This window comes from Micromonospora sp. HB375, from assembly GCF_017872985.1.
Classification (GTDB): domain Bacteria; phylum Actinomycetota; class Actinomycetes; order Mycobacteriales; family Micromonosporaceae; genus Micromonospora; species Micromonospora chalcea.
Genome location: NZ_JAGGJO010000001.1, coordinates 5,454,559 through 5,475,519 on the forward strand (window position 1 = coordinate 5,454,559; position 20,961 = coordinate 5,475,519).

Here is a 20,961-nt window from a genome sequence, read left to right on the forward strand (position 1 = left end):
TGGGGCCAGACCACCCACGCCAACTGCGTCTCTGGGCACCGACCCCAGCGCGACCCCGTCAGCTGACGTGGGCGCCGGGCAGGAGTCGTGCACCAAATCGGTCGATACGATCACGGAACCGCCGGCGGGTTATCGGCTCGTGGGAGAGGACGTCGCGGTACCTGCCCGGCCGGTGCTTCAAGTAGCGGAATCGGGGCAACCGGACCCGGCAGCCCGGCTGTTCGCCAAATGGGGCCTGGTCGTACGCGGCGGCGCAGTGGTCGATCTTCGGGTGGCATCCGGCTGGGAGGACAAGGCGCGTCTCGGATGGGGCTCGTCAGTGGTGCCGGCCGTGAGCGCCCACGTGCGCGCCTGCGCACCTGTCGATGACCGACCTCAGTGGCTGGCCTTCGTCGGCGGCACCTGGGTTGCGCGGCCGGCCTGCCTACCGCTCACCATCACGTCGCGGGGGCAGACGGCGCACGTACAACTAGGTGTCGGTGTCCCCTGCGACGGAACCACGCCGCCGAGTTCGTAGGAATCCTGAGCTTGAGGCTTACGTGTCTAGGCCTCGAGCGTGGTGGGCATGCCGAAGGCGGCGACGTGACGGGCACCGATGAAGGCGTTGCTTTCTACGATCTTCCCGTTCTCGATCCGGAGTACGTCGACGACCAACGCCTCGTAGTGCCGGCTGCCGGGCCGGCGGAGATAGTTGATCAGTGCCGGGCGCCCGTTGGCCGAGGTGGGGAACGTACGCCAGTCGAGCGGTCGGCCGAGGAACTCCGCGGCCGCATCGATCCCGACGACCGGCGGCTCGGGCGGCATCGTGATCCGTACGTCCTCGGCGAGCAGTTCCCGTATCGTCTCCGGGTCCTTCGCGTCGGCGTAGCGGCGCAGGATCTCTTCGTCCTCACTGGTGAGCTGCGGGCGGCGCCAGTCCTTCGGGTCCGACGGAGCGCGTCCCCGAAGGGTGTGGCGGGCCCGCTGGAGGAGGCTGTTGACGGCCGCTACGGCGGTGTCGAGCGCGACGGCGATCTCCTGCGGCGTCCAGCCGTGGACGTCGCGCAGCACGAAGGCCGCCCGCTGCCGCGGCGGCAGGTACATGAGCGCTGCGATCACGGCCAGCTCGACGGTCTCCCGAGCGGCGAGACCGGCCTGCGCATCGTCGGCAAGCAGGGCGTCGGGATAGGGACCGAGCTCGGTGGACCACTCCAGCGGATCACCGTACGGCACCGTCCGGTGACCGGCCGCCTTGCGGCTGTCGAGGAAGACGTTCGTGGCGATCCGGTACAACCAGGTCCGCGCCGACGCCCGACCCTCGAAGCGGTCGCGAGCCCGCCAGGCACGCAGGAAGGTCTCCTGCACCAGGTCGTCCGCGTCGGTGACGTTCCCGGCGAGGCGGTAGCAGTGGACGTGCAGCTCACGCTGGTGCTCGTCGAAGGCGCGCTGCAGCCAGACCGCCTGCTCGTCAGGCGAGTCGGACATGTGATTTCCCCGGGGCTGAGTGGTGCTCACAACCGTACTGACGACCGTGGACCCCATCCGTCATCGGTCACCGATGACAATCGCCGGCCCGGTCGTCTGTACCTGTGACCGATCCCCACTCCACAAAGGAGACAGTCATGACGGCAACCCCCGCGTCCAGCGCCGCCGCGCCCCCGGTCGTCGACCGGGAGACCTGGCTGCGCAAGCGCGACGAACTGCTGGTACGGGAGAAGGCCCACACCCGCGAAGGAGACGCGATCGCAGCCGCTCGTCGTCAGCTACCGATGACCTTGATGCCGACGGTGACGGTGCGGGGCCCGGGCGGGGACACCCCACTGGTGGAGGTGTTCGAGGGCCGCCGGATGCTCATCGCCTACTTCCATATGTGGCACGACGGCAATCCGTACGAGGATCAGTGTGAGGGGTGCACCTTCTCGACCTGTCACATGCAGACGCTGGACTACCTGCATGCTCGGGACGTCACCTACGCCGTCTTCTGCGAGGGTCCCTACGACGAAAGCGCCCCGTTCGCGGAGTTCATGGGCTACCGGTTCCCCTGGTATTCGGCGAAGGACTCCGACCCGGCTCTGGCCGACGGTCGTCACTTCGGGTTCATCGCGTGCTACCTGCGCGACGGCGACAAGGTCTACGAGACCTACTGGACCACCGGGCGGGGCGTGGAGGCGTTGATGACCACCTACCACGCTCTGGATCTCACGGTGTACGGCCGGCAGGAGAACTGGGAGAACTCGCCTGAAGGCTGGCCGCGGGTCACCGGGCACCCGTGGCGTCTCGACGGCCGCCCCACCGCGCAATGGTCGCGCCCCGGCGTTGCACCGCGATGACGTCCTGATCGTAGTTGAGCTGGGAAAACGGCTGGTGGGGCGGGCGGGGTTCGACCCCGCCACCGAGGGAATCATGAGATCAAGATGGGCGACCCAGCGACCTGCCTGAATGGGCTCTCACCAGCGGAAACACCTCTCGATATCTCTCACCACTCCCCCAGCGGCGGTCGGCCTCTTGCGGACTGGGTGCGAACTGCCCGCAAGCCTCTCGTCCCGCAAGAGGCGGCTACCCATCGAGCGCCTTCTGCCACGCCGACAGCTCCTGTCGAAGCCGTCCCACCTCATCAGGTGAGGCGTCCGGGAATCTGGGCACTGCTTCAGCGATTCCCTCCACCGCCTCCTCACCGATCACCTGACTGATGGCATCCCATAGGACCCTTCGCGCCCGAGACGCTTGAGGGCCGATCAGCCACTCGTCGATGAAGCGGTCGACGGTCCCGGCGTCTGCATGGCCGCCTGCCATCCTTGAACCGATCCGGTCAATCGAGCGGGTGAGGCACTCAAGGAAGCGAGCTACCTCGATCGCCCGGTCAAGTGGGACGGTCACCGTTGATTCGTCGCGGTTCACATCCAAGGCTGCCCCTCTGGATCAAGATGCCGTCGCAGACCGTCCAGATCCTCGACGGATAGCCGCCAGTCTGCCCCCGTCCCCCGGATAGGTGCCAAGAACTGCGGTGCCCGGTGGGGGTCAAGGATGGCTGTAGGCCATCGGCATACCGACGCGCAGCGCCCTTGACGCCGGGCGGGTGGCGTAGAGGATCGGGCACCCGGGGACGGTTCACGCCCTGGCCCTCATCGTCGTCAAACCGCATTCGGCGACCTACGAGAGGCCGGGGGCAAGCAGTTCCGCTGCGCGGCAGCCGATCGCCCCAACCTCAACTGGGAGCGACGCCTACGCCGATCGTCCCGCCTCACAGCCCTTCAAGCCCTTGGTAGGCCCCGTCAGCGTGGCCGGCCGGCCCGGCCGATGCCGGCGCTTGCGCCGCCAGCAGGCCGCCTTGATCCTAAAGAGGCCAATTCGGCAGTTCGCGGTGTAGAACTCTTGTCTTCCGTCGGCTGATGCGCGACACCCGTCCGCCAACTGATCGGCGACACCTACGCGCTGGTCGCGGCATGAGCGAGCGTCAGCGATGATGGCGCGACCGTTCAGATGGGGAAACGATGACGACACGACCGACTCTGTTCCTGACGGTAGGACTGCCAGGCACCGGGAAGACCACAGAAGCGCGGCGCATAGAAGTCGAGGAGCAGGCTCTTCGCCTCACGAAGGACGAGTGGGTAAAGGCCCTGTACGGCCTCGCGAACCCGCCGTCGGCCTCGGACGTGATCGAAGGACGGCTCATCGAGATTGGGCTGCGCGCCCTCAATCTCGGCATCAACGTCGTCATCGACTTCGGCCTCTGGGGTCGAGATGAGCGCTCCGCGCTACGGCAGGCAGCTGCCGACCTCGGCGCGGCGGTGGAGATGCGCTACTTCGAACTCCCACCGGCCGAGCAACGGAGACGACTCGACCAACGCCAAGCCGAAGAGCCGCACACGACGTGGCACATGTCCGACGAGGAACTCGACAGGTGGGCTGCCCTCATCAGCATCCCGACCGAAGGGGAACTCGACGGCAGTGAACCCGTCGACTGCCCGCCGGCAGAATTCGCGACGTGGGAGGACTGGCGCAGGCATCGCTGGCCTCCGTCGGTCCCCTGACACCAAGGATTCCGAACCAACCACCCATCGGCAGACCGCACGTCCCGACGCCCACTGATGTGCCCCGGTGACGAGCTGGTGTTCACATCCCCAACGGGCGAGGTGTTGCGTAACAACAACTTCCGTCGCCGGGTCTTCGACCGGGCTTCGGCGTCGATCGAGCTTGCGAACCGGACGCCGCACGAGCTGCGGCACAACGGCGGCCAGTGTCGCGGTGGCGGAGGGGCCAATGTGAAGGCGGCCATGACCTCGACGCAGTGCACCCGAGCCGTCGGCACCATGGCTGAGCTGGAGAAACGGCTTGGTGGGGCGGGCGGGGTTCGAACCCGCGACCGAGGGATTATGAGATCAAGATGGGCGACCCGGTGACCTGCCCGAGTGGGCTCCTACCAGCGGAAACACCTCTCGACGTCTCTCACCACTCCCCCACCGTCCGTCGACCTCTTGCGGACTGGATGCGGACTGCTCCCCGCCACGAGAACGGCGCTCGCCAGACCTGCATTGCAAAGATCAAGCCCGCTGTCGGCCAGTATCGGTGACCGCCATTGACCTGCTCGTCATGTCGCCTTTGGTCGGCCTCCGACCGGGCAGGTCGGCCGGCTTGGCTGTACGGATGGCTGTACGGCCATCGGTGATGGCAAAAAGTGGCGCGCGTGACGTAGCGTCGATGGTATGACGACGGTGGTGGTTTCTCTCGTGGTGCTTTTGGTGCTGGCTGGCGGAATCGTCGCTCTCTTAAGTCGGCGGCAGCGCAATCAGCTCTCTTCGGATGTGGATTCGACTGCTTCCCGCCGAGCCGCCAGCGAACAGCATCGGCGCGACGCAGAGCGCTTCGCCTCCGGCATGTCGGAGAGGAACAAGATGCCCGACGGCGGCACCGGCCTGTAGGCGCACCTCACGCTCCGACAACCTCATATCTGCCATCCCGTCTGCCGCCGACCCACACACCGTGGAGCGGGCCAGGGCCAGGGTGACAAGGTGGAGCGCCCTATCGGACGAACGACCTTGTCACCCTGGCCCTGGTCTGCTCGGCTCTGCCTGGGTCGGTGGCTGGCGGGATGGCATCCCACCACCCACGAACCTGAACCGTTCGGCAACTCCATCTCGGAGTCGTCTGGCCCCCGCCGGAGGCAAAGGCTCTTAACGGCCGGCGCGCCGGCCGATGCCGGCGCTTGCGCCGCCAGCAGGCCGAGCGCGGCCGGCGCGGCCCGCTTGCGGGCCGCCTTGATGAAGACGGCACTTGCCCGCGGTGAGTGGGTGGATCCGGCTCTGTCGCGGGTCACGGTTGGTGACTGGGCTGCCCGGTGGTTCGCCAATCAGGTGCAGCTCAAGCCGTCGACTCGCCAGCGGTACGGCAGTCTTCTGCGCCGGCAGGTGCTTCCGGTGTGGGAACGCGTCGCGCTTTCGGCAGTCACGCACGCCGACGTTGGTGAGTGGGTGCGCCGGATGACGCAGGCCGGTCTTGCGCCGTCCACCGTTCGGCAAGCGCACCGGGTGTTCTCGCTGCTGCTGGCCCTCGCCGTTCGGGATGGTCGGCTGACTCGCAACGTCGCGTCAGGTGTGCGGCTGCCACGGATCGGCAGGGCTGAGAAGGTGTTCCTGTCGCACGGCCAGGTGGGCGAGCTGGCGGCAGCGGCAGAGTCTCACGGGCTGATCATCCGGGTGCTGGCCTACACCGGGTTGCGGTGGGGCGAGCTGGCCGCGCTGCGCGTGCGGCGGGTGGACCTGGTGAAGCGCCGGCTGCTGGTGGCGGAGTCGGTGACCGAGGTCAACGGTCGGGCGGTGTTCGGTACGCCCAAGACTCATCAGCGGCGGTCGGTGCCGCTCCCCCGGTTCCTGGTCGAGCCGATCGCCGCGCAGATCGCCGGTCGTTCCGGTGACGAGCTGGTGTTCACCTCCCCGACCGGCGAGGTGTTGCGTAACAACAACTTCCGTCGCCGCGTCTTCGATCGGGCTGCGGTGTCGGTCGGGCTCGCGGGCCTGACTCCGCACGAGCTGCGGCATACGGCGGCCAGTCTCGCGGTGGCTGAGGGCGCCAACGTCAAGGCGGTGCAGCGGATGCTCGGGCACGCCTCGGCGGCCATGACGCTGGACGTGTACGCGGACCTGTTCGAGGACGACCTGGACCAGGTGGCGGATCGCCTCGACCGGGCGGCGGGTCGTGCCGCTGCGGACTCAGTGCGGACTGTGAGCCTGGGTCCGGACCTGGACGCGGTTCGCCTGGGTCGTCCCCAGCATGGCTGAGCTGGGAAAACGGCTGGTGGGGCGGGCGGGGTTCGAACCCGCGACCGAGGGATTATGAGTCCCCTGCTCTAACCGGCTGAGCTACCGCCCCGTCACCGCGCCGGATCGTAACCCGCCGATCGTTTCGCGGACCACCACCGGCCGGGCGGAAAGACTACCGCGACAGCACGATGGGCTACGCGAGGATAACAACGCGCAACCCACCGGCCAACGGCTCTACGCGCGCCGGAGATCGGCGATGACGGCACCGACCGTGCGCCAGCCGCTGGCGAGCGCGCCCTGGATGGACGGGCTGTCCCGGTGGTCCCCGGCCACGTACAGGCCGTCGCCGAGCGCGACCGGCTTGCGCAGGCGGCCCTGCGGCGGCGGGGCGGCGGGCAGCGCGTCCGGCACGGTGACGGTGGTGAGGTGGGTCCAGTCGGCGGTGGAGCGGCCGTAGAGGCGGTCCAGTTCGCGGCGGATCACCGGTTCGGGTGGGGTCTGCGGGCCGACCACCGAGGTGGCGACCAGGTGCTGACCGTCGGGGGCGTACGTGGGCGCGGCCCGGCTCACCACCACCGTGTTGGCGATCGTTTCCCGCCGGTCGCCGTCGAGCAGCAGGATCGGCTCGTCCAGTGGCGCCGTCTCGGTGCGGTGGTAGTAGGTGGTGTAGGCGTGCATGCGTACCCTCGGCAGCCCGGGCAGCAGCGTGGCCGCCGCCGGCGGGTCGGCCGCGACCACGACGGCGCGGCAGGTGATCTCGCCGGACGGGGTGCGGACGCGGCCGGGCGCGACCTCGGTGACCGGGGTGTTCAGGTCGATCAGCTCGGCGGGCAGCGGCGCGGCGAGCGCCCGGGGCAGCGCCGCCATGCCGTCCGCGGGCAGGCCGATGCGGCCCCGGGCGAAGGAGCGCATGATGACCGCGAGGACGTGGCTGGAGGTGGCCAGCTCGCGGTCGAGCAGCACGCCGGACAGGAACGGCCGGAGCAGTTCCTCGATGATCGTGTCGGAGAGCCCGGCCCGGCGCAGCGCCTTCTCGGCGCTGGTCTCGGGTGTGTTGAGCAGCCGCCCGACCGGCAGCGTCGCGTAGCCGGCGGCGAGCGCGCCGAAGCGCAGCCGGTCGGTCAGTGTCCCGATGCCGGCGGTGAGCGTGGCGGGCGCGCCGGCGGGCTCGCGCAGCGGGTTGACGAGTCGTTCCAGCCGGTCGCTGCGGCGCACCAGCACGCCGGGCGTGAACCAGCCCATCTCGAGGGCGCCGACGTCGACCAGGCCGGCCAGCCGTGGGTACGCGGTGTTCAGCACCTGGAAGCCGCGGTCCAGCAGGAACCCGTCGACGCGGTCGGTGGCGACCCGCCCGCCGAGCCGGTCGCTCGCCTCCAGCAGCCGCCAGGGCACGCCGGCCCGGTGCAGCCGCCGGGCGGCGGCGAGACCGGCCAGGCCGCCGCCGACGACCACCACGTCGGTGTCAGGCACGGTCCACCCCCGCGCCGGCCCGGTCGCCCTCGCGGTGCGACCGCGACAACCGGCCCGGCCACCAGACCTTCGGCCCGATGTCGTACGCGAGCGCGGGCACCAGCAGCGAGCGGACCACTATGGTGTCGAGCAGGACGCCGACGGCGACGGCCACGCCCAGCTCGACGAGCACGACGAGCGGCAGTACGGCGAGCGCGGAGAACGTGGCGGCGAGCACGATACCGGCGGAGGTGATCACGCCGCCGGTGACGGCCAGGCCGACGAGCACACCGGCGCGGGTGCCGCGGCGTACCGATTCCTCCCGGACCCGGCTCATCAGGAAGATGTTGTAGTCGATGCCGAGCGCGACCAGGAAGACGAACGCGAACAGCGGGAACGACTGGTCGACGCCGGGGAAGTCGAACACGTACTTGAACAGCAGCGCGCAGAGGCCGAGCGTGGCCAGGAACGACAGCACCACCGTGGCGATCAGCAGCACCGGGGCGACCAGGGCGCGCAGCAGCACGGCCAGGATGACCGCGATGACCAGCAGCACCACCGGGATGATCACGTTGCGGTCGCGGACGGAGGCGTCGGCGGTGTCCACGTTGATCGCGGTGAAGCCGCCGACCACGGCGTCCGCGCCGGGCACCCGGTGCACCGCCTCGCGCAGGTCGCGGATGGTCCGCTCGGCGCCGTTGCTGTCCGGCGCGTCGGCGAGCGTGACGTTGAGCTGCACCCGCCCGTCGACCACCTTGGGGGGCGCGTTCGGGTCGGGCGGCGCGTTCTCGCCGCGCTGGCCGAGCGGCAGCACCGAGGCCACTCCCGGTACGCCCTGCGCCACCTGGGCGACCTGCCGCGCGGTGTCCTGGGTGGTGAAGATGGTGGCGGGGCTGCCGGTGCCGGCCGGGAAGTGCCTGTCGATGACCTCCTGCCCGGCCACCGAGTCGGTGCGCTGGGTGAACAGCTGGGACTGGCCGAGCGTGGTGGCGCCGAGCTGGGTCACCCCGATCGCGAGCACGGCGAGCGCCACTGCGGTGACGACCCAGACCGTACGGGAGCGGCGCGCCACGAAGCCGGCGATCCGCGCCCAGATGCCGTGCTCGGCGCGCGGGTCGGCCTCGTCGTGCCGGGGCCGCCGGGGCCAGAACGCCCACCTGCCGCCGAGGACCAGCAGCGCGGGCAGGAACGTGAGCATCACCAGCAGCGTGGCGGCGATGCCGACGGCGCTGACCGGGCCGAGCGCCCGGTTGGAGTTGAGACTGGACAGCAGCAGGCAGAGCAGGCTGACGATGACTGTGGCGCCGGAGGCGACGATGGCCGGCGCGGCGCCCTTCCAGGCGGTCTTCATCGCGTCCCAGGGCCGCTCGTGCCGGTGCAGTTCCTCCCGGTAGCGGGCGATGAGCAGCAGCGCGTAGTCGGTGCCGGCGCCGAACACGAGCACGGTGAGGATGCCCTGCGCCTGCCCGTTGAGCTTGACGATGTCGTGGTCGGCGAGCAGGTAGACGAAGACGGCCGCCAGCGAGTACGACATCCCGGCGGCCAGCAGCGGGAAGATCCACAGCACCGGGCTGCGGTAGACGACGAGGAGGATGACCAGGACCACGGTGAGGGTGACGAGCAGCAGCGGGCCGTCGATCGCGCCGAACACCTCGATCAGGTCGCCGAGCAGCCCGGCGGGTCCGGCGACGTCGACGGTGAGCCCGTCGCGGTCCGGGCCGGCGATGTCGCGCAGGCGTTCCACCACCGCGCGGATCTGTTCGCCCTCGCCGCTGTCGATCGGCACGATCACCTGGGCGGCCTGCCGGTCCTGGCTGACGACCGGTGGCGGCAGCGGGCCGACCACGCCCGGTACGTCGGCGAAGCGGGCCGCGTCGGCCTGGATCCGTTGCTGGTCGGCCGGGGTGAGGCCGCCGGCGCGTTCGTAGACCACGAGCGCCGGCGTGGTCTCCCGGTCGACGAATCCGGCGGCCAGATCCTGCGCGCGGGTGGCCTCGGCGTCGGCCGGCAGGAAGGAGGCGTTGTCGTTGGTGGAGACCTCGCCGAGCTTGCCCGAGTACGGCCCGGCGACGCCGCCGATGATCAGCCAGCCGAGCACCACGGCTACCGCGATCAGCGTCGCGGTCCAGCGGCTGCGTCCTGCGGCCATCTCCACCGTCCTCGAATCGACGCAACAATCGACGCAGCGGGAGTCTAGGTCGACGCCGACCATCCTGCCGGGCGACTGACGACTCGCGGGCGGAAACCGGGCAGCCGGGACACGCGAGAGGCCGGAACGGGAAACGCCCGCCGGCAGGGCCGACGGGCGTGACGTGGAGCGAAGCTCCCCCGATTGGACTCGAACCAATAACCTGCCGGTTAACAGCCGGCTGCTCTGCCAATTGAGCTACAGGGGACCGTGCACCGCTCGGATCGGATCTCTCCGCTCCGTGCGACGGGGACAAGAGTACAGGACATCGGGGGGTTGTGCGCCAGGGGGTTACCGGAGGAGGACCGGACCGGCGGACGCGCCAGGATTACGGACAAATCGTCATCTCGGCACAGGGAGGCATGAGCGGAGAGCAGGATGGGTAGTTAGCCGTCGACAGAGAACGCAGGCGCAAGATGGTCGTTCCGCCGAGCCGGCGGAAATCGGCAAGAGCGTCAGGTACGGAAGGAGCCGCCATGCGCGGAAAGATCATGTTTCTTGGCGGGCTGGCTGCGGGATTCGTCCTGGGCGCCCGTGCCGGCCGGGAGAAGTACGAGGAGCTGGTGGTCCGGGGGCGCAAGGTGCTCGACCACCCGACCGTCCAGGAGGCGGCCGGGGTCGCGCAGGCCCAGGCGACCCGGCTCTACTCCGAGGGCAAGGACAAGCTGGGGCAGACCAAGCTGGGTGAGAAGCTCGCCACCGGCAACGGTGGCAAGCCGGGCATGACCGAGGCCGACAAGCCGTTCGCGGGCACGCCGGCCGCGGTCGGCAGCCGCAGCGCCAACGGCACGGGCTCGACCAGTTCGACCAGCGCGTCCGGCTCGACCACGACCGGCACGAGCACCAAGCCGTCCACCGGCAACACGCTCTGACGCAAGCGGACAGCGGGCCGGTCACCTCCGGGTGACCGGCCCGCTCCCGTGTGCTCGGGCGCCGATGTGGCACATTCTCCGTGGGGAGGTGACCACATGCCGATGGTCGGACCGGAAACGGCGGATCAGGCGCGGCTGCTGCGCCTGCTGCGCGACGACGGCCCGCGGTCCCGGGTCGAGCTGACCGACCTCCTCGGCCTGCCGCGGGCCCGGTTCGCCGCCGAGGTGGACCGGTTGACCGCGCTGGGCCTGGTGGAGAGCGCCGGCCCGGCTGCCTCGCGGGGCGGGCGACGGTCGTCGCTGCTGCGCATCGGCGCGCAGGTCCGGTTCGGCGCAGTGCTCGTCGGCGGCGGCACGCTGCGGGTCGCGCTCACCGACGGCGAGCTGAACCCGCTGGCCCGGCACGACGAGCCGGTGGACGTCCGGCTCGGCCCGGACGTGGTGGTCGGACGCATGGTCGAGCTGCTCGGCAAGCTGCGCGTCGAGGCGGGGCTGACGTCGCTGACCGGCGTCGGTGTCGCGCTGCCCGCGCCGGTCGAGGTCCGCGACGGCACGCCGGTCTCCCCGCCGGCCCTGCCCGGCTGGCACCGCTTCCCGGTACGCGACACGCTCGCCGCCGAGCTGGGCTGCCCGGTGCAGGTCGACAACGACGCCAACGCGATGGCCCTCGGTGAACGGCACGCCGGCACCGGCCGCCCGTTCGACGACTTCCTCGCCGTCAAGCTGGGCGACGCGGTCGGCTGCGGGCTGGTGCTCGCCGGTTCGCTCTACCGGGGCGCGGCCAGCGGGGCCGGCGACATCGGCCACCTCCAGCTCAGCGAGGACGGACCGCTCTGCGGCTGCGGCAACAACGGGTGCGTCGAGGCGTACTGCGGGGATGCCGCGCTGGTGCGGGAGGCGGTGACGGCCGCGCGGGCCGGGCGCTCGACGGTGCTCGCGGACCGGCTGGCCGCGGCCGGGACGCTGGCGGTGGCCGACGTGGCGGCGGCGGCCACCGAGGGCGACCCGGCGGCGCAGACCATCGTCCGCGACGCCGCCCGCCGGCTCGGGCAGGTGCTGGTCGGGCTGGTCAGCTTCGTCAACCCGGCCATCGTCATCATCGGGGGCGCGCCGGCCGGGATCGGGCCGGTCCTGCTCGCCGAGATCCGGGGCGTGGTCTACCGGCGCTCCACGCCGCTGGCCACCGGCAGCCTGCCGATCGTCCTGTCCGACCTCGGCGACACCGCCGCCCTGATCGGCGCGGCCCACCTGGTCAGCACCCAGACCTACGCCGCCCGCTGACCCCCGCCCCCGCCCTCACCTCACCCCGTCAATCTTGCACTTGCGGCCCTCCCGAAGCGGGCATAAGCGGCATCACGTGGGCCGCAAGTGCAAGATCGCGAGCGCAAAAGGAGGGTCAGTCGCGGCTGCTGAAGGCGGCGTCGAAGGCGGCGCTCGGGGCGTCGAAGGCCAGGCGGCGGACGAACTGGAGCGCCTCCGGCGCGCCGACCAGGCGGTCCATGCCGGCGTCCTCCCACTCGACCGAGATCGGGCCGTCGTAGCCGATCGCGTTCAGCGCCCGGAAGCAGTCCTCCCACGGCACGTCACCGTGGCCGGTGGAGACGAAGTCCCAGCCGCGCCGCAGGTCGGCCCAGGGCAGGTGGGAGGAGAGCCGGCCGCGCCGCCCGTCCCCGGTACGGACCTTCGCGTCCTTGCAGTCGACGTGGTAGATCCGTTCGGCGAAGTCGAAGATGAAGTTCACCGGGTCCAGCTCCTGCCAGACGAAATGCGACGGGTCCCAGTTGAGCCCGAACGCCTCCCGGTGCCCGATCGCCTCCAGCGTCCGCTTGGTGGTCCAGTAGTCGTACGCGATCTCGCTGGGGTGCACCTCGTGCGCGAACCGCACGCCCACCTCGTCGAACACGTCCAGGATCGGGTTCCACCTGTCGGCGAAGTCCTGGTAGCCGCGCTCGATCATGGCCGGTGGCACCGGCGGGAACATGGCCACCGTGTGCCAGATGGACGAGCCGGTGAAGCCGACGACGGTGCGTACGCCGAGTTTCGCCGCCGCCCGCGCGGTGTCCTTGATCTCCTCGGCGGCCCGCTGCCGCACCCCTTCCGGCTCGCCGTCGCCCCAGATCCGGGCCGGCAGGATGTCCTGGTGCCGCTCGTCGATCGGGTGGTCGCAGACGGCCTGCCCGACCAGGTGGTTGGAGATGGCGAACACCTGAAGGTTGTGCTTGGCCAGGGTGGCCCGCTTGCGCTCGACGTACGAGGCGTCGGCGAGCGCCTTGTCCACCTCGAAGTGGTCGCCCCAGCAGGCGATCTCCAGCCCGTCGTAGCCCCACTCGGCGGCGAGCCGGCAGACCTCGTCGAACGGAAGGTCGGCCCACTGGCCGGTGAAGAGCGTGATGGGTCGCGCCATTGTCCTTCTCCCCTGTGATGATGGGGGATTCCGTCGCGGACCGGGGCGAGGACGACCGGAGGCGGCGGCCTGAGGGCACCGGTGGACGCCGGAGCGTCTGCCTCCCGGGCGGGTTGCGCCTCCCGCCGGGTCACCGGCCACCTCGCGGTCGCCGCCTCCACTCTATGGCCTACCTCAGGGCAGGGTCCAGCGCTGGTTCGCCGCGCCCGTGCACGTCCACAGGTGCACCGCCGTGCCGTCGGCCGAGTTGTTGCCGGACACGTCCAGGCACTTGCCCGACGACGGGTTGCGCAGCGTCCCGTCCGCCTGCGCCGACCAGGTCTGCGCGCCGGTGCCGTTGCACGACCACAACTGGATCTTCGTGCCGTTCGCGTTGCCGCCGCCGGAGACGTCCAGGCACTTGCCCAGCGCCTTCACCGGCCCGTTCGGCGTCACGGTCCACGTCTGCGCCGTCGAGCCGTTGCAGGTGTAGAGCTGGATCTGGGTGCCGTCCGCCGACGAGGCGTTCCGCACGTCCAGGCACTTGCCGGCCAGCCCCTTGATCGGGCCGGCGCCGCCGCTTGCGGTGCCGCGGACCAGCGTGAAGTCGTCCACGTCGAACAGGCCGGTGCCGCTGCCGGCGAACGTCAGGTGCACGGTCTGCGTACCGGAGGGCACGCCGGTGAGCGCGGTGGACACGTCGGCGAACGTGGTCCAGCTGCCGGTGTTCGGCACCGCCACCTGGCCGAGCAGCGGTCCGGTCGGCGAACCGGTCCGCACCTGGATCGTGCCGCCGGGGCCGCCGGAGACCACCCGGGCGCGCAGCGACGTCACACCGGTCAGGTCCAGCCCCGGGTACGCGGCCCAGTCGCCCGGATCCACGTACCCCAGGGTCTGGCCGCCGTTGGCACCGGCCTTGGGGTACGCGCTGACGCCGCTGGCCGAACCGAACGCCTCGGCCTGGACCGTGGTGTTGCCGGTCGGCGGCGGCGTCCCGCCCAGTTCCTTGATCCGGATGTTGCGGAACGACACGTCGTCGCCGGTGCCGTGGTTCTGGATGCCGACGTGCCCGGCGAGCGACCGCACCGGATCGGTGTTTGTGAAGTCGTTGATGCGTACGCCGTTGAGGAACACCTGCAGCCGTTCCCCTTCGACCAGGATCTCGTAGGTGTTCCACTCCCCCGCCGGGTTCAGCGCCGCGTCCCGGGCCGCCAGGTCGGCGGACTTGAAGCCGTAGATCGCGCCGGTGGTCCGGTCGGCGGCGTCGGTGGGGTCGATCTGGACCTCGTAGCCGTTGTCCACCGCCGAGTTCGGGTCGCTCGACGGCGGGAAGCCGACGAACACGCCCGAGTTGTCGTCACCGGCCAGCCGCCAGTCCAGCTTCAGCGAGTAGTTGGTGAACTGCTTCGCGCTGTACCAGTACAGGCCCATGCCGCCGACCGAGGTGAGCGTGGCGTCGGTGTTGGTGAAGCTGCCCGGCCCGGCCTGCGACCAGCCGGTGGTGCCGCCGTTGTAGAGCGCGGTGTAGCCGGTTTCCGGCCGGCAGTCGGCCTTCGTGCGCCCGGCCGCGTAGCGGATGCCGCCGAGCAGGTGGTTGCGGAACGCCGCGTCGGCGTAGGAGGCCTGGGTGTGGCCGCCGCCGGTGTAGAAGGACCGGCCACCGCTGTACGTCTTGCACCAGGCGTGCGGGTGGTCGCCGCCCATCGAGCCTCCCGAGTACGAGGACTCGTCGAGGCTGGCCAGCACGTGCGCGGTGGAGCGGGCGTTGGAGCGGTAGTCGTACCACTCGTCGGTGCGGTTCCACTGCTGCGGCAGGTGCGCGGTGGCCGCGTGCGCCCGGTCCTCCACCTTGACGGTGGCCGGCTGGATGGCCGGGTGGGACGCGAACCACGCGCCGACGAGGTTGCCGTAGAACGGCCAGTCGTACTCGGTGTCGGCGGCTGAGTGCACGCCGACGTACCCGCCCCCGGCGCCGATGTACGCCTCGAACGCCGACTGCTGGGTGGCGTTCAGGACGTCCCCGGTGGTGTTGAGGAAGATCACCGCCTCGAAACGGGCCAGGTTGGCGGTGGTGAACTGGGCGGCGTCCTCGGTCGCGGTGACGGTGAAGTTGTTCGCCGCGCCAAGCTCCCGTACGGCCTGCGTGCCGACCGCGATGGAGTCGTGGCGGAAGCCGGCGGTCTTGGAGAAGACGAGCACGTCGTAGGGGGCGTCGGCGGCGCTCGCCGGGGTGCCGGCGCTGGTGGCGGCCACGGCGGTCACCGCGACCAGCGCGATACGGAGGAGTCTCATCGGCGTTCTTCCTTCCCACCTCACGGCAGCGTCCACTTCTGGTTGGCCGCACCCGTGCAGGTCCACAGGTGCACCGCCGTGCCGTCGGCCGAGTTGTTGCCGGACACGTCCAGGCACTTGCCCGACTGCGGGTTGCGCAGCGTCCCGTCGGCCTGCGCCGACCAGTTCTGCGCGCCGGTGCCGTTGCACGTGTAGAGCTGGATCTTGGTGCCGTCCGCGCTGGCGCCACCGGACACGTCGAGGCACTTGCCGAGCGCCTTCACCGTGGCGTTCGGCGTCACGGTCCACGACTGCGCCGTCGTGCCGTTGCAGGTGTAGAGCTGGATCTGGGTGCCGTCGGCCGACGAGGCGTTCCGCACGTCCAGGCACTTGCCGGCCAGGCCCTTCACCGGGCCGGTGCGCACAGCCGACGTGGTGAGCGTGAACGCGTCCAGGTCGTAGAGCGCCCCGGTGCCACCGGCGAACGTCAGATAGAGCGTGGTGGTGCCGGCCGGCGGATTGGCGATCGTGCCGGTGACTGTGGTGAACGTGTCCCAGGCGCCGGTGACCGGGACGGTGGCCGAGCCGAGCACGGCGCCGGTGGCCGAGCCGGCCCGTACCTGGAGCGTGCCGCCGGCCCCGGCGGACGACACCCGGGCGGTGAACCCGGTGGCGTCGGCGAGCAGGTACGGCTGGAACGCGATCCAGTCTCCGTTGTGGATGTCGCCGACGGTCTTGCCGCCCTCGGCGGTGGCCTTGTCGAACGTGTTGATCCCGGACGAGGTCTTGAAGTGCTCGGCCTGCCGGTGCCGGGGCTGGAGCGTGTGCTGGGTGTGCGTGGTGAGGCCGCCGGAGTCGGTGTACTCGGCGTCGAAGACCGCGAAGATGTTCGCCGCGTCGTCGTGCTCACCGTCGACGGGTACGGCGATCGAGCCGGTGCAGCCGGTCGCCGAGGTGATCTGGTGGCCGTGCTGGTCGTGGCCGAGCACGTAGGTCATCTTGACCTTCGTGCAGTCGATGGTGGCGTCCTCCGGGTCGGTGACGGTGATCCGGAACGGCACGGTGTCGCCGAAGGAGAACAGCTTGCCGTTGCCGGGTGTCTCGATGACCACTGTCGGCGCGGTGTTGCCGACGGTGATCGTCACGCTGGCGGTGCCGGTGGCGCCCTGCGGGTCGCGCACGGTGAGCGTGGCGGTGTACCTGCCGTTGGCGGTGTAGGTGTGCGAGGGGTTCGCCGCGGTGGAGGTGCCGCCGTCGCCGAACGTCCAGGCGTACGTGAGCGCGCCGCCCTCCGGGTCGGACGAGCCGGCCGAGGAGAAGGCCACCGCGAGCGGCGCGGCGCCGGAGGTCCGGTCGGCGGCGGCGCGGGCCACCGGGGCGCGGTTGGCGCCGCCCAGGTAGTCGAAGCGGTACAGCGCCGAGTTGGCGTCGCCGTTGAAGTAGCCGGTGCCGTAGTCGAGCACGTAGTACGCCCCGTCCGGGCCGAACGCGGAGTCCATCACCTGCTTGCCGGTCCACGGGAAGCTGTCGATGGTGCCGGGTGAGCCGTCCGCGTTGACGTGGATCGGCTTGATCCAGCCCCGGCCGAACTCGGTGGCGAAGAACTGCCCGTCGAACGACTGCGGGAACTTGGTGGTGGACGGGTTCGCCGCGTCGTACCGGTAGACCGGGCCGCCCATCGGCGACTCGGAGCCGCCGCCGAACTCGGGCGGGCTGCCCGCGTCACCGGCGTAGCGGATCCAGGACGGCTTCGCCGCCGGCAGCGTGGTCAGGCCGGTGTTGCGGAACGAGTTGTTCGTCGGCCCGCCCGTGCAGTCGTACTTCGGTCCGGCGGTGCCGGTGGCGAAGTCCCATTCGGCGTACGTCTCGGCGGCCGTGTTGGTGCCGGTGCAGTACGGCCAGCCGTAGTTGCCGGGCCCGGTGACCCGGTTGAACTCGACCTGCCCGGACGGGCCGCGGGCGGTGGTGGTGCCGGCGTCCGGCCCGTAGTCGCCCACGTAGACGATGCCGGTGGCCTTGTCGACGCTGATCCGGAACGGGTTGCGGAAGCCCATCGCGTAGATCTCCGGGCGGGTCCGCGCGGTGCCGGGCGCGAAGAGGTTGCCGGCCGGGATCGAGTACGTGCCGTTGGCGTTCACCTTGATCCGCAGGATCTTGCCCCGCAGGTCGTTGGTGTTGCCGGCGCTGCGCTGCGCGTCGTACCCGGGGTTGCGGTTGGTGCGCTCGTCGATCGGCGCGTATCCGGCCGAGTCGAACGGGTTGGTGTCGTCGCCGGTGGACAGGTAGAGGTTGCCGGCGGCGTCGAAGTCGATGTCACCGCCGACGTGGCAGCACAGCCCCCGGTCGGCCGGTACGTCGAGCACGTCGACCTTGCTGGCCTGGTTGAGCGTGAAGTCGGCGTTGAGCGTGAACCGGGACAGCCGGTTGACGCCCTGCCAGGCGGAGAAGTCGGTGCCGGTGGCGGGCGCGTCGCCGGCGGGGGTGGACAGCGGCGGCGCGTAGTAGAGGTAGATGTGCCGGTTGGAGGCGAAGCCGGGGTCGACGCCGACGCCCTGCAGCCCCTCCTCGTCGTGGGTGTAGACCGGCAGCGTGCCGATGACTGTGGTGGCGCCGGCCGCGTCGGTGCGGCGCAGCGTGCCGTTGCGGGCGGTGTGCAGGACCGACCGGTCGGGCAGCACCGCCAGGGACATCGGTTCGCCGGTCTCGGCGACGCCGCGGGCGAGTTCGACCTGCTGGAAGTCGCTCGCCGTGATCGGGTGGGCGGACGCCGGGACGGGCGCCGCGGCCGCTGTGACGGTGCCGGCGGTGGCCGCGAGCAGCAGCGCTGCGGCAGCGGCGAACGGTCGTCGGGCACGGGGGTGGTGGTGGCTGGACATGCTGTGCTGTCCCTTCCTGACGCGCGCAGCCAGGACCGGGCGCGCGTCGCGCCGGATGCCGAGCGGGGGATGCTGCGCCTCGGCGAGGCGGGCGGTACGGGGGGCGGATCGCCTCGTCGGGTCAGCTAGGTACTGTGCACGACATTAAAACCTTTCGATCAGCCTGTCCATAGCTTCTGATCGATCGGCTTACACTTTCGCCGCCACGCGACAAAAGTAGGTGTCACTCGCGGCGGTCGACAGCCCGCTCCACGAGCGCGGCGAGCACCCGCCGGGCCGGCTCCGCGAGCCCCGCCGCGTCCAGCGCGACCACTGCCGCGTCGGCCCGGGTACGGATCATCCGCTCCACCGCCTCCCGGGCGCCGGACTCCTCGACGATGCCCCGCACCTCGGCGGCGCCCGCCTGATCCAGCGCCGGATCGCCGACCAGCTCGCGCAGCCGGGCCACCCCGGCCGGGGAGGCGGACGCCCGGGCCAGCGCCAGCAGCACCGTCGGCTTGCCCTCGCGCAGGTCGTCCAGATTGGACTTGCCGGTCACCGCCGGATCGCCGAAGACGCCGAGCACATCGTCGCGGAGCTGGAACGCGTCCCCGAGCGGATCGCCGAACCCGGCCAGCGCCGCCACCTCCGCCGGCGTCGCGCCGGCCAGCGCGGCCCCGATCTGCACCGGACGGGTCACCGTGTAACGGGCCGTCTTCAGCCGCACCACGGCGAGCGCGCTCGCCACCGAACCGTCCCCGGCCGCCGCGACCACGTCCAGGTACTCCCCCGCGATCACCTCCGAGCGCATCCGGGCCAGCAGGACCTGCCCGCCGCGCAGCCGCTCGGGCGGCAACCCGCAGCCGTGGAACATCTGCGCCGACCAGGTGGCGCAGAGGTCCCCGCAGAGCACCGCCGCCTGCCGGCCGTACGCCGCCGGGTCGCCGCGCCAGCCGGACCGCTCGTGCAGGTCGGCGAAGAAGCGGTGCAGCGTGGGCGCTCCCCGGCGGCGGTCACTGCGGTCCACGATGTCGTCGTGGATCAGCGCGAACGCGTGGAACAGCTCCAGCGACGCCGCGGCCACCACGATCGGCCGCTCGTCCGGGCCGCCGAAGCCCCGCCAGCCCCAGTAGCAGAACAGCGGTCGCAGCCGCTTCCCACCGGCCAGCACGAACCGGCGCAAAGCGGAGTGAACAGTCCCCGTACCGTCGTCCGGCCGACCCGGCCCTCTCGCGTCCAGGAACGCGGCGAGCTCGGCGTCGAAACGGCCCCGAAGCAGGGCCGGGTCGGTCGGTGCGACGGTCACGGTCATGGTGCCTCCCAGGCCAATCCGGCGAGTTCCAGCAACAACGCCTTCACATCGGTCGCCTCCACCCGGGGCCGGATCGCGGCCGGGTCGGAGCAGAGCAGCACCGGGCCGTCCGCCGGATCGGCCGGCAGGCGCCCGTGCGAACCACGCACCGCCCGCGCCCCGGCGTCCAGCCCGACCACGTTCATCAGATAGCGCAGGCCGAGCTTCTTGCGTGCCAGCGCCACCGCCGCACGACGTTTCGCCGCGCCCGGAGCGGCCGGATCGAAGAACAGCTCGGCCGGGTCGTAGCCCGGCTTACGGTGGATCTCCACCAGCCGCGCGAAGTCGGGTGCCCGCGCGTCGTCCAGCCAGTAGTAGTAGGTGAACCAGGAGTCCGGCTCGGCCACCAGCACCAACTCGCCCGAGCGGGGATGGTCCAGGCCGTACCCGGCCTGCCCGGCGGCGTCCAGCACCTCGGCCACGCCGGGCAGCGCCGCGCAGAGCTTCGCCACCGTCGGCACGTCCGCCGGATCCCGGACGTAGACGTGCGCCACCTGGTGGTCGGCCACCGCGAACGCGCGTGACGTCCACGGGTCGAGGTATTCCATCCCGGCCTGGGTGTAGACCCGCAGCAATCCTTCGGCGCGCAGCAGCCGGTTCACGTCCACCGGGCGGGACACGTCGGTGATGCCGTACTCGGACAACGCCACCACAGTAGCGTCCCGATCACGGGCCGCGTCCAGCAGCGGGCCGAGCACGGTGTCCAGCTCCGCCGCCGCGGCGGCGGCCTCCGGCCCGGACGGACCGAAGCGTTGCAGGTCGTAGTCCAGATGCGGCAGGTAGACAAGGGTCAGGTCGGGGGCGTGGTCGGCCAGGATCCGCTGCGCGGCCCGGCTGATCCACGCCGACGACGGCAGCCCCGCGCCCGGCCCCCAGTAGCTGAACAGCGGGAACGTGCCGAGCGCGTCGGTGAGCATGTCCCGCAGCCGCGGCGGGTCGGTCCAGCAGTCCGGCTCCTTGCGCCCGTCGGCGTGGTAGACCGGGCGCGGCGTGACCGTCCAGTCCACGTCCGCGCCCATCGCGTACCACCAGCAGACGTTCGCGACCCGGTAGCCCGGCTCGACGCGGCGGGCCGCCTGCCACACCTTCTCGCCGCCGACCAGCGCGTTGTGCTGCCGCCAGAGCAGCACCTCGCCCAGGTCGCGGAAGTACCAGCCGTTGCCCACCACGCCGTGCCCGGCGGGCAGCTCGCCGGTGAGGAACGTGGACTGCGCCGAGCAGGTCACCGCCGGCAGCACGGTGCCCAGCTCGGCGGCGAACCCGGCGTCGGCCACCGCGCGCAGCCGGGGCATGTGCGCCAGCAGCCGCGGGGTCAGCCCGACCACGTCGAGCACCACCAGCCGCCGGCTCATGCGG

General features: G+C 71.1%; 15 protein-coding genes and 2 tRNA genes. 6 read left to right on the forward strand and 11 right to left on the reverse strand.

The genetic code is table 11. The annotated features are described in order from the left end of the window. Positions 1-543: 543 nt before the first annotated feature. Positions 544-1,464, reverse strand: coding sequence for an RNA polymerase subunit sigma-70 (locus J3R08_RS23985; RefSeq protein WP_209962861.1), 921 nt, complete (start codon positions 1,462-1,464; stop codon positions 544-546). Positions 1,465-1,601: 137 nt separating this feature from the next. Between J3R08_RS23985 and J3R08_RS23990 the strand changes: the two genes are divergently transcribed. Next, positions 1,602-2,309, forward strand: a complete 708-nt coding sequence (locus J3R08_RS23990; protein ID WP_209962865.1) for a DUF899 family protein — start codon at positions 1,602-1,604, stop codon at positions 2,307-2,309. Between the two features lie 226 nt (positions 2,310-2,535). On the opposite strand, the gene J3R08_RS23995 is transcribed toward J3R08_RS23990, so the two are convergent. After that, a complete protein-coding gene (locus tag J3R08_RS23995) occupies positions 2,536-2,877 on the reverse strand; it encodes a hypothetical protein (protein WP_244206252.1) in 342 nt (113 codons plus the stop codon). Positions 2,878-3,470: 593 nt separating this feature from the next. Here J3R08_RS23995 and J3R08_RS24000 point away from each other — a divergent pair. The 3 genes from J3R08_RS24000 (at position 3,471) to J3R08_RS24010 (ending at position 6,254) form a co-directional block, all read left to right on the forward strand. Continuing rightward, positions 3,471-4,010 carry an ATP-binding protein gene (locus J3R08_RS24000; protein ID WP_069088881.1) on the forward strand — a complete coding sequence of 180 codons (540 nt, stop codon included), beginning with the start codon at positions 3,471-3,473 and terminating at the stop codon, positions 4,008-4,010. A gap of 672 nt (positions 4,011-4,682) precedes the next feature. After that, on the forward strand, positions 4,683-4,898 hold the full coding sequence (locus J3R08_RS24005) for a hypothetical protein (protein WP_064448186.1): 216 nt from the start codon (positions 4,683-4,685) through the stop codon (positions 4,896-4,898). A 369-nt stretch (positions 4,899-5,267) separates the two neighbouring features. Further along, positions 5,268-6,254, forward strand: coding sequence for a site-specific integrase (locus J3R08_RS24010; protein ID WP_209962867.1), 987 nt, complete (start codon positions 5,268-5,270; stop codon positions 6,252-6,254). A 14-nt stretch (positions 6,255-6,268) separates the two neighbouring features. Here J3R08_RS24010 and J3R08_RS24015 read toward each other — a convergent pair. The 4 genes from J3R08_RS24015 to J3R08_RS24030 all read right to left on the reverse strand — a co-directional run bounded on the left by J3R08_RS24015 (position 6,269) and on the right by J3R08_RS24030 (position 10,081). Then, positions 6,269-6,345 (reverse strand) — tRNA-Ile (locus J3R08_RS24015). 125 nt (positions 6,346-6,470) lie between these two features. Next, positions 6,471-7,706 carry an FAD-dependent oxidoreductase gene (locus J3R08_RS24020; protein WP_209962869.1) on the reverse strand — a complete coding sequence of 412 codons (1,236 nt, stop codon included), beginning with the start codon at positions 7,704-7,706 and terminating at the stop codon, positions 6,471-6,473. Then, positions 7,699-9,834 (reverse strand): MMPL family transporter, encoded by a 2,136-nt coding sequence (locus tag J3R08_RS24025; protein ID WP_064448175.1) that lies wholly within the window; start codon positions 9,832-9,834, stop codon positions 7,699-7,701. The genes J3R08_RS24020 and J3R08_RS24025 overlap by 8 nt, the downstream gene beginning before the upstream one ends. 174 nt (positions 9,835-10,008) lie before the next feature. Continuing rightward, positions 10,009-10,081 (reverse strand) — tRNA-Asn (locus J3R08_RS24030). 268 nt (positions 10,082-10,349) lie between these two features. Between J3R08_RS24030 and J3R08_RS24035 the strand changes: the two genes are divergently transcribed. Both J3R08_RS24035 and J3R08_RS24040 read left to right on the forward strand, forming a co-directional pair. Continuing rightward, the gene (locus tag J3R08_RS24035; protein WP_030503967.1) at positions 10,350-10,745 is read left to right on the forward strand and encodes a hypothetical protein; all 396 of its coding nucleotides are present in this window, start codon (positions 10,350-10,352) and stop codon (positions 10,743-10,745) included. 96 nt (positions 10,746-10,841) lie between these two features. After that, positions 10,842-12,026, forward strand: a complete 1,185-nt coding sequence (locus J3R08_RS24040; protein WP_166456707.1) for an ROK family transcriptional regulator — start codon at positions 10,842-10,844, stop codon at positions 12,024-12,026. A 115-nt stretch (positions 12,027-12,141) separates the two neighbouring features. On the opposite strand, the gene J3R08_RS24045 is transcribed toward J3R08_RS24040, so the two are convergent. The 5 genes from J3R08_RS24045 to J3R08_RS24065 form a co-directional block, all read right to left on the reverse strand. Next, the gene (locus J3R08_RS24045; protein ID WP_209962871.1) at positions 12,142-13,149 is read right to left on the reverse strand and encodes a sugar phosphate isomerase/epimerase; all 1,008 of its coding nucleotides are present in this window, start codon (positions 13,147-13,149) and stop codon (positions 12,142-12,144) included. Between the two features lie 174 nt (positions 13,150-13,323). Next, on the reverse strand, positions 13,324-15,420 hold the full coding sequence (locus J3R08_RS24050; protein WP_209962872.1) for a ThuA domain-containing protein: 2,097 nt from the start codon (positions 15,418-15,420) through the stop codon (positions 13,324-13,326). 20 nt (positions 15,421-15,440) lie between these two features. Beyond that, positions 15,441-18,275 (reverse strand): RICIN domain-containing protein, encoded by a 2,835-nt coding sequence (locus tag J3R08_RS24055; RefSeq protein WP_209962874.1) that lies wholly within the window; start codon positions 18,273-18,275, stop codon positions 15,441-15,443. A gap of 223 nt (positions 18,276-18,498) precedes the next feature. Further along, on the reverse strand, positions 18,499-19,566 hold the full coding sequence (locus J3R08_RS24060; protein ID WP_043329105.1) for a polyprenyl synthetase family protein: 1,068 nt from the start codon (positions 19,564-19,566) through the stop codon (positions 18,499-18,501). Further along, a complete protein-coding gene (locus tag J3R08_RS24065) occupies positions 19,563-20,957 on the reverse strand; it encodes an alkaline phosphatase family protein (RefSeq protein WP_209962876.1) in 1,395 nt (464 codons plus the stop codon). Before J3R08_RS24065 ends, J3R08_RS24060 begins: the two co-directional genes overlap by 4 nt. Positions 20,958-20,961: the final 4 nt, after the last annotated feature.

Bases quoted from the DNA above. Each gene is read 5' to 3' on its own strand.
- J3R08_RS23985 (WP_209962861.1), bottom strand. From the start codon at position 1,464: ATGTCCGACTCGCCTGACGAGCAGGCGGTCTGGCTGCAGCGCGCCTTC.
- J3R08_RS23990 (WP_209962865.1), top strand. From the start codon at position 1,602: ATGACGGCAACCCCCGCGTCCAGCGCCGCCGCGCCCCCGGTCGTCGAC.
- J3R08_RS24000 (WP_069088881.1), top strand. From the start codon at position 3,471: ATGACGACACGACCGACTCTGTTCCTGACGGTAGGACTGCCAGGCACC.
- J3R08_RS24005 (WP_064448186.1), top strand. From the start codon at position 4,683: ATGACGACGGTGGTGGTTTCTCTCGTGGTGCTTTTGGTGCTGGCTGGC.
- J3R08_RS24025 (WP_064448175.1), bottom strand. From the start codon at position 9,834: ATGGCCGCAGGACGCAGCCGCTGGACCGCGACGCTGATCGCGGTAGCC.
- J3R08_RS24035 (WP_030503967.1), top strand. From the start codon at position 10,350: ATGCGCGGAAAGATCATGTTTCTTGGCGGGCTGGCTGCGGGATTCGTC.
- J3R08_RS24040 (WP_166456707.1), top strand. From the start codon at position 10,842: ATGCCGATGGTCGGACCGGAAACGGCGGATCAGGCGCGGCTGCTGCGC.
- J3R08_RS24045 (WP_209962871.1), bottom strand. From the start codon at position 13,149: ATGGCGCGACCCATCACGCTCTTCACCGGCCAGTGGGCCGACCTTCCG.
- J3R08_RS24050 (WP_209962872.1), bottom strand. From the start codon at position 15,420: ATGAGACTCCTCCGTATCGCGCTGGTCGCGGTGACCGCCGTGGCCGCC.
- J3R08_RS24055 (WP_209962874.1), bottom strand. From the start codon at position 18,275: ATGTCCAGCCACCACCACCCCCGTGCCCGACGACCGTTCGCCGCTGCC.
- J3R08_RS24060 (WP_043329105.1), bottom strand. From the start codon at position 19,566: ATGACCGTGACCGTCGCACCGACCGACCCGGCCCTGCTTCGGGGCCGT.
- J3R08_RS24065 (WP_209962876.1), bottom strand. From the start codon at position 20,957: ATGAGCCGGCGGCTGGTGGTGCTCGACGTGGTCGGGCTGACCCCGCGG.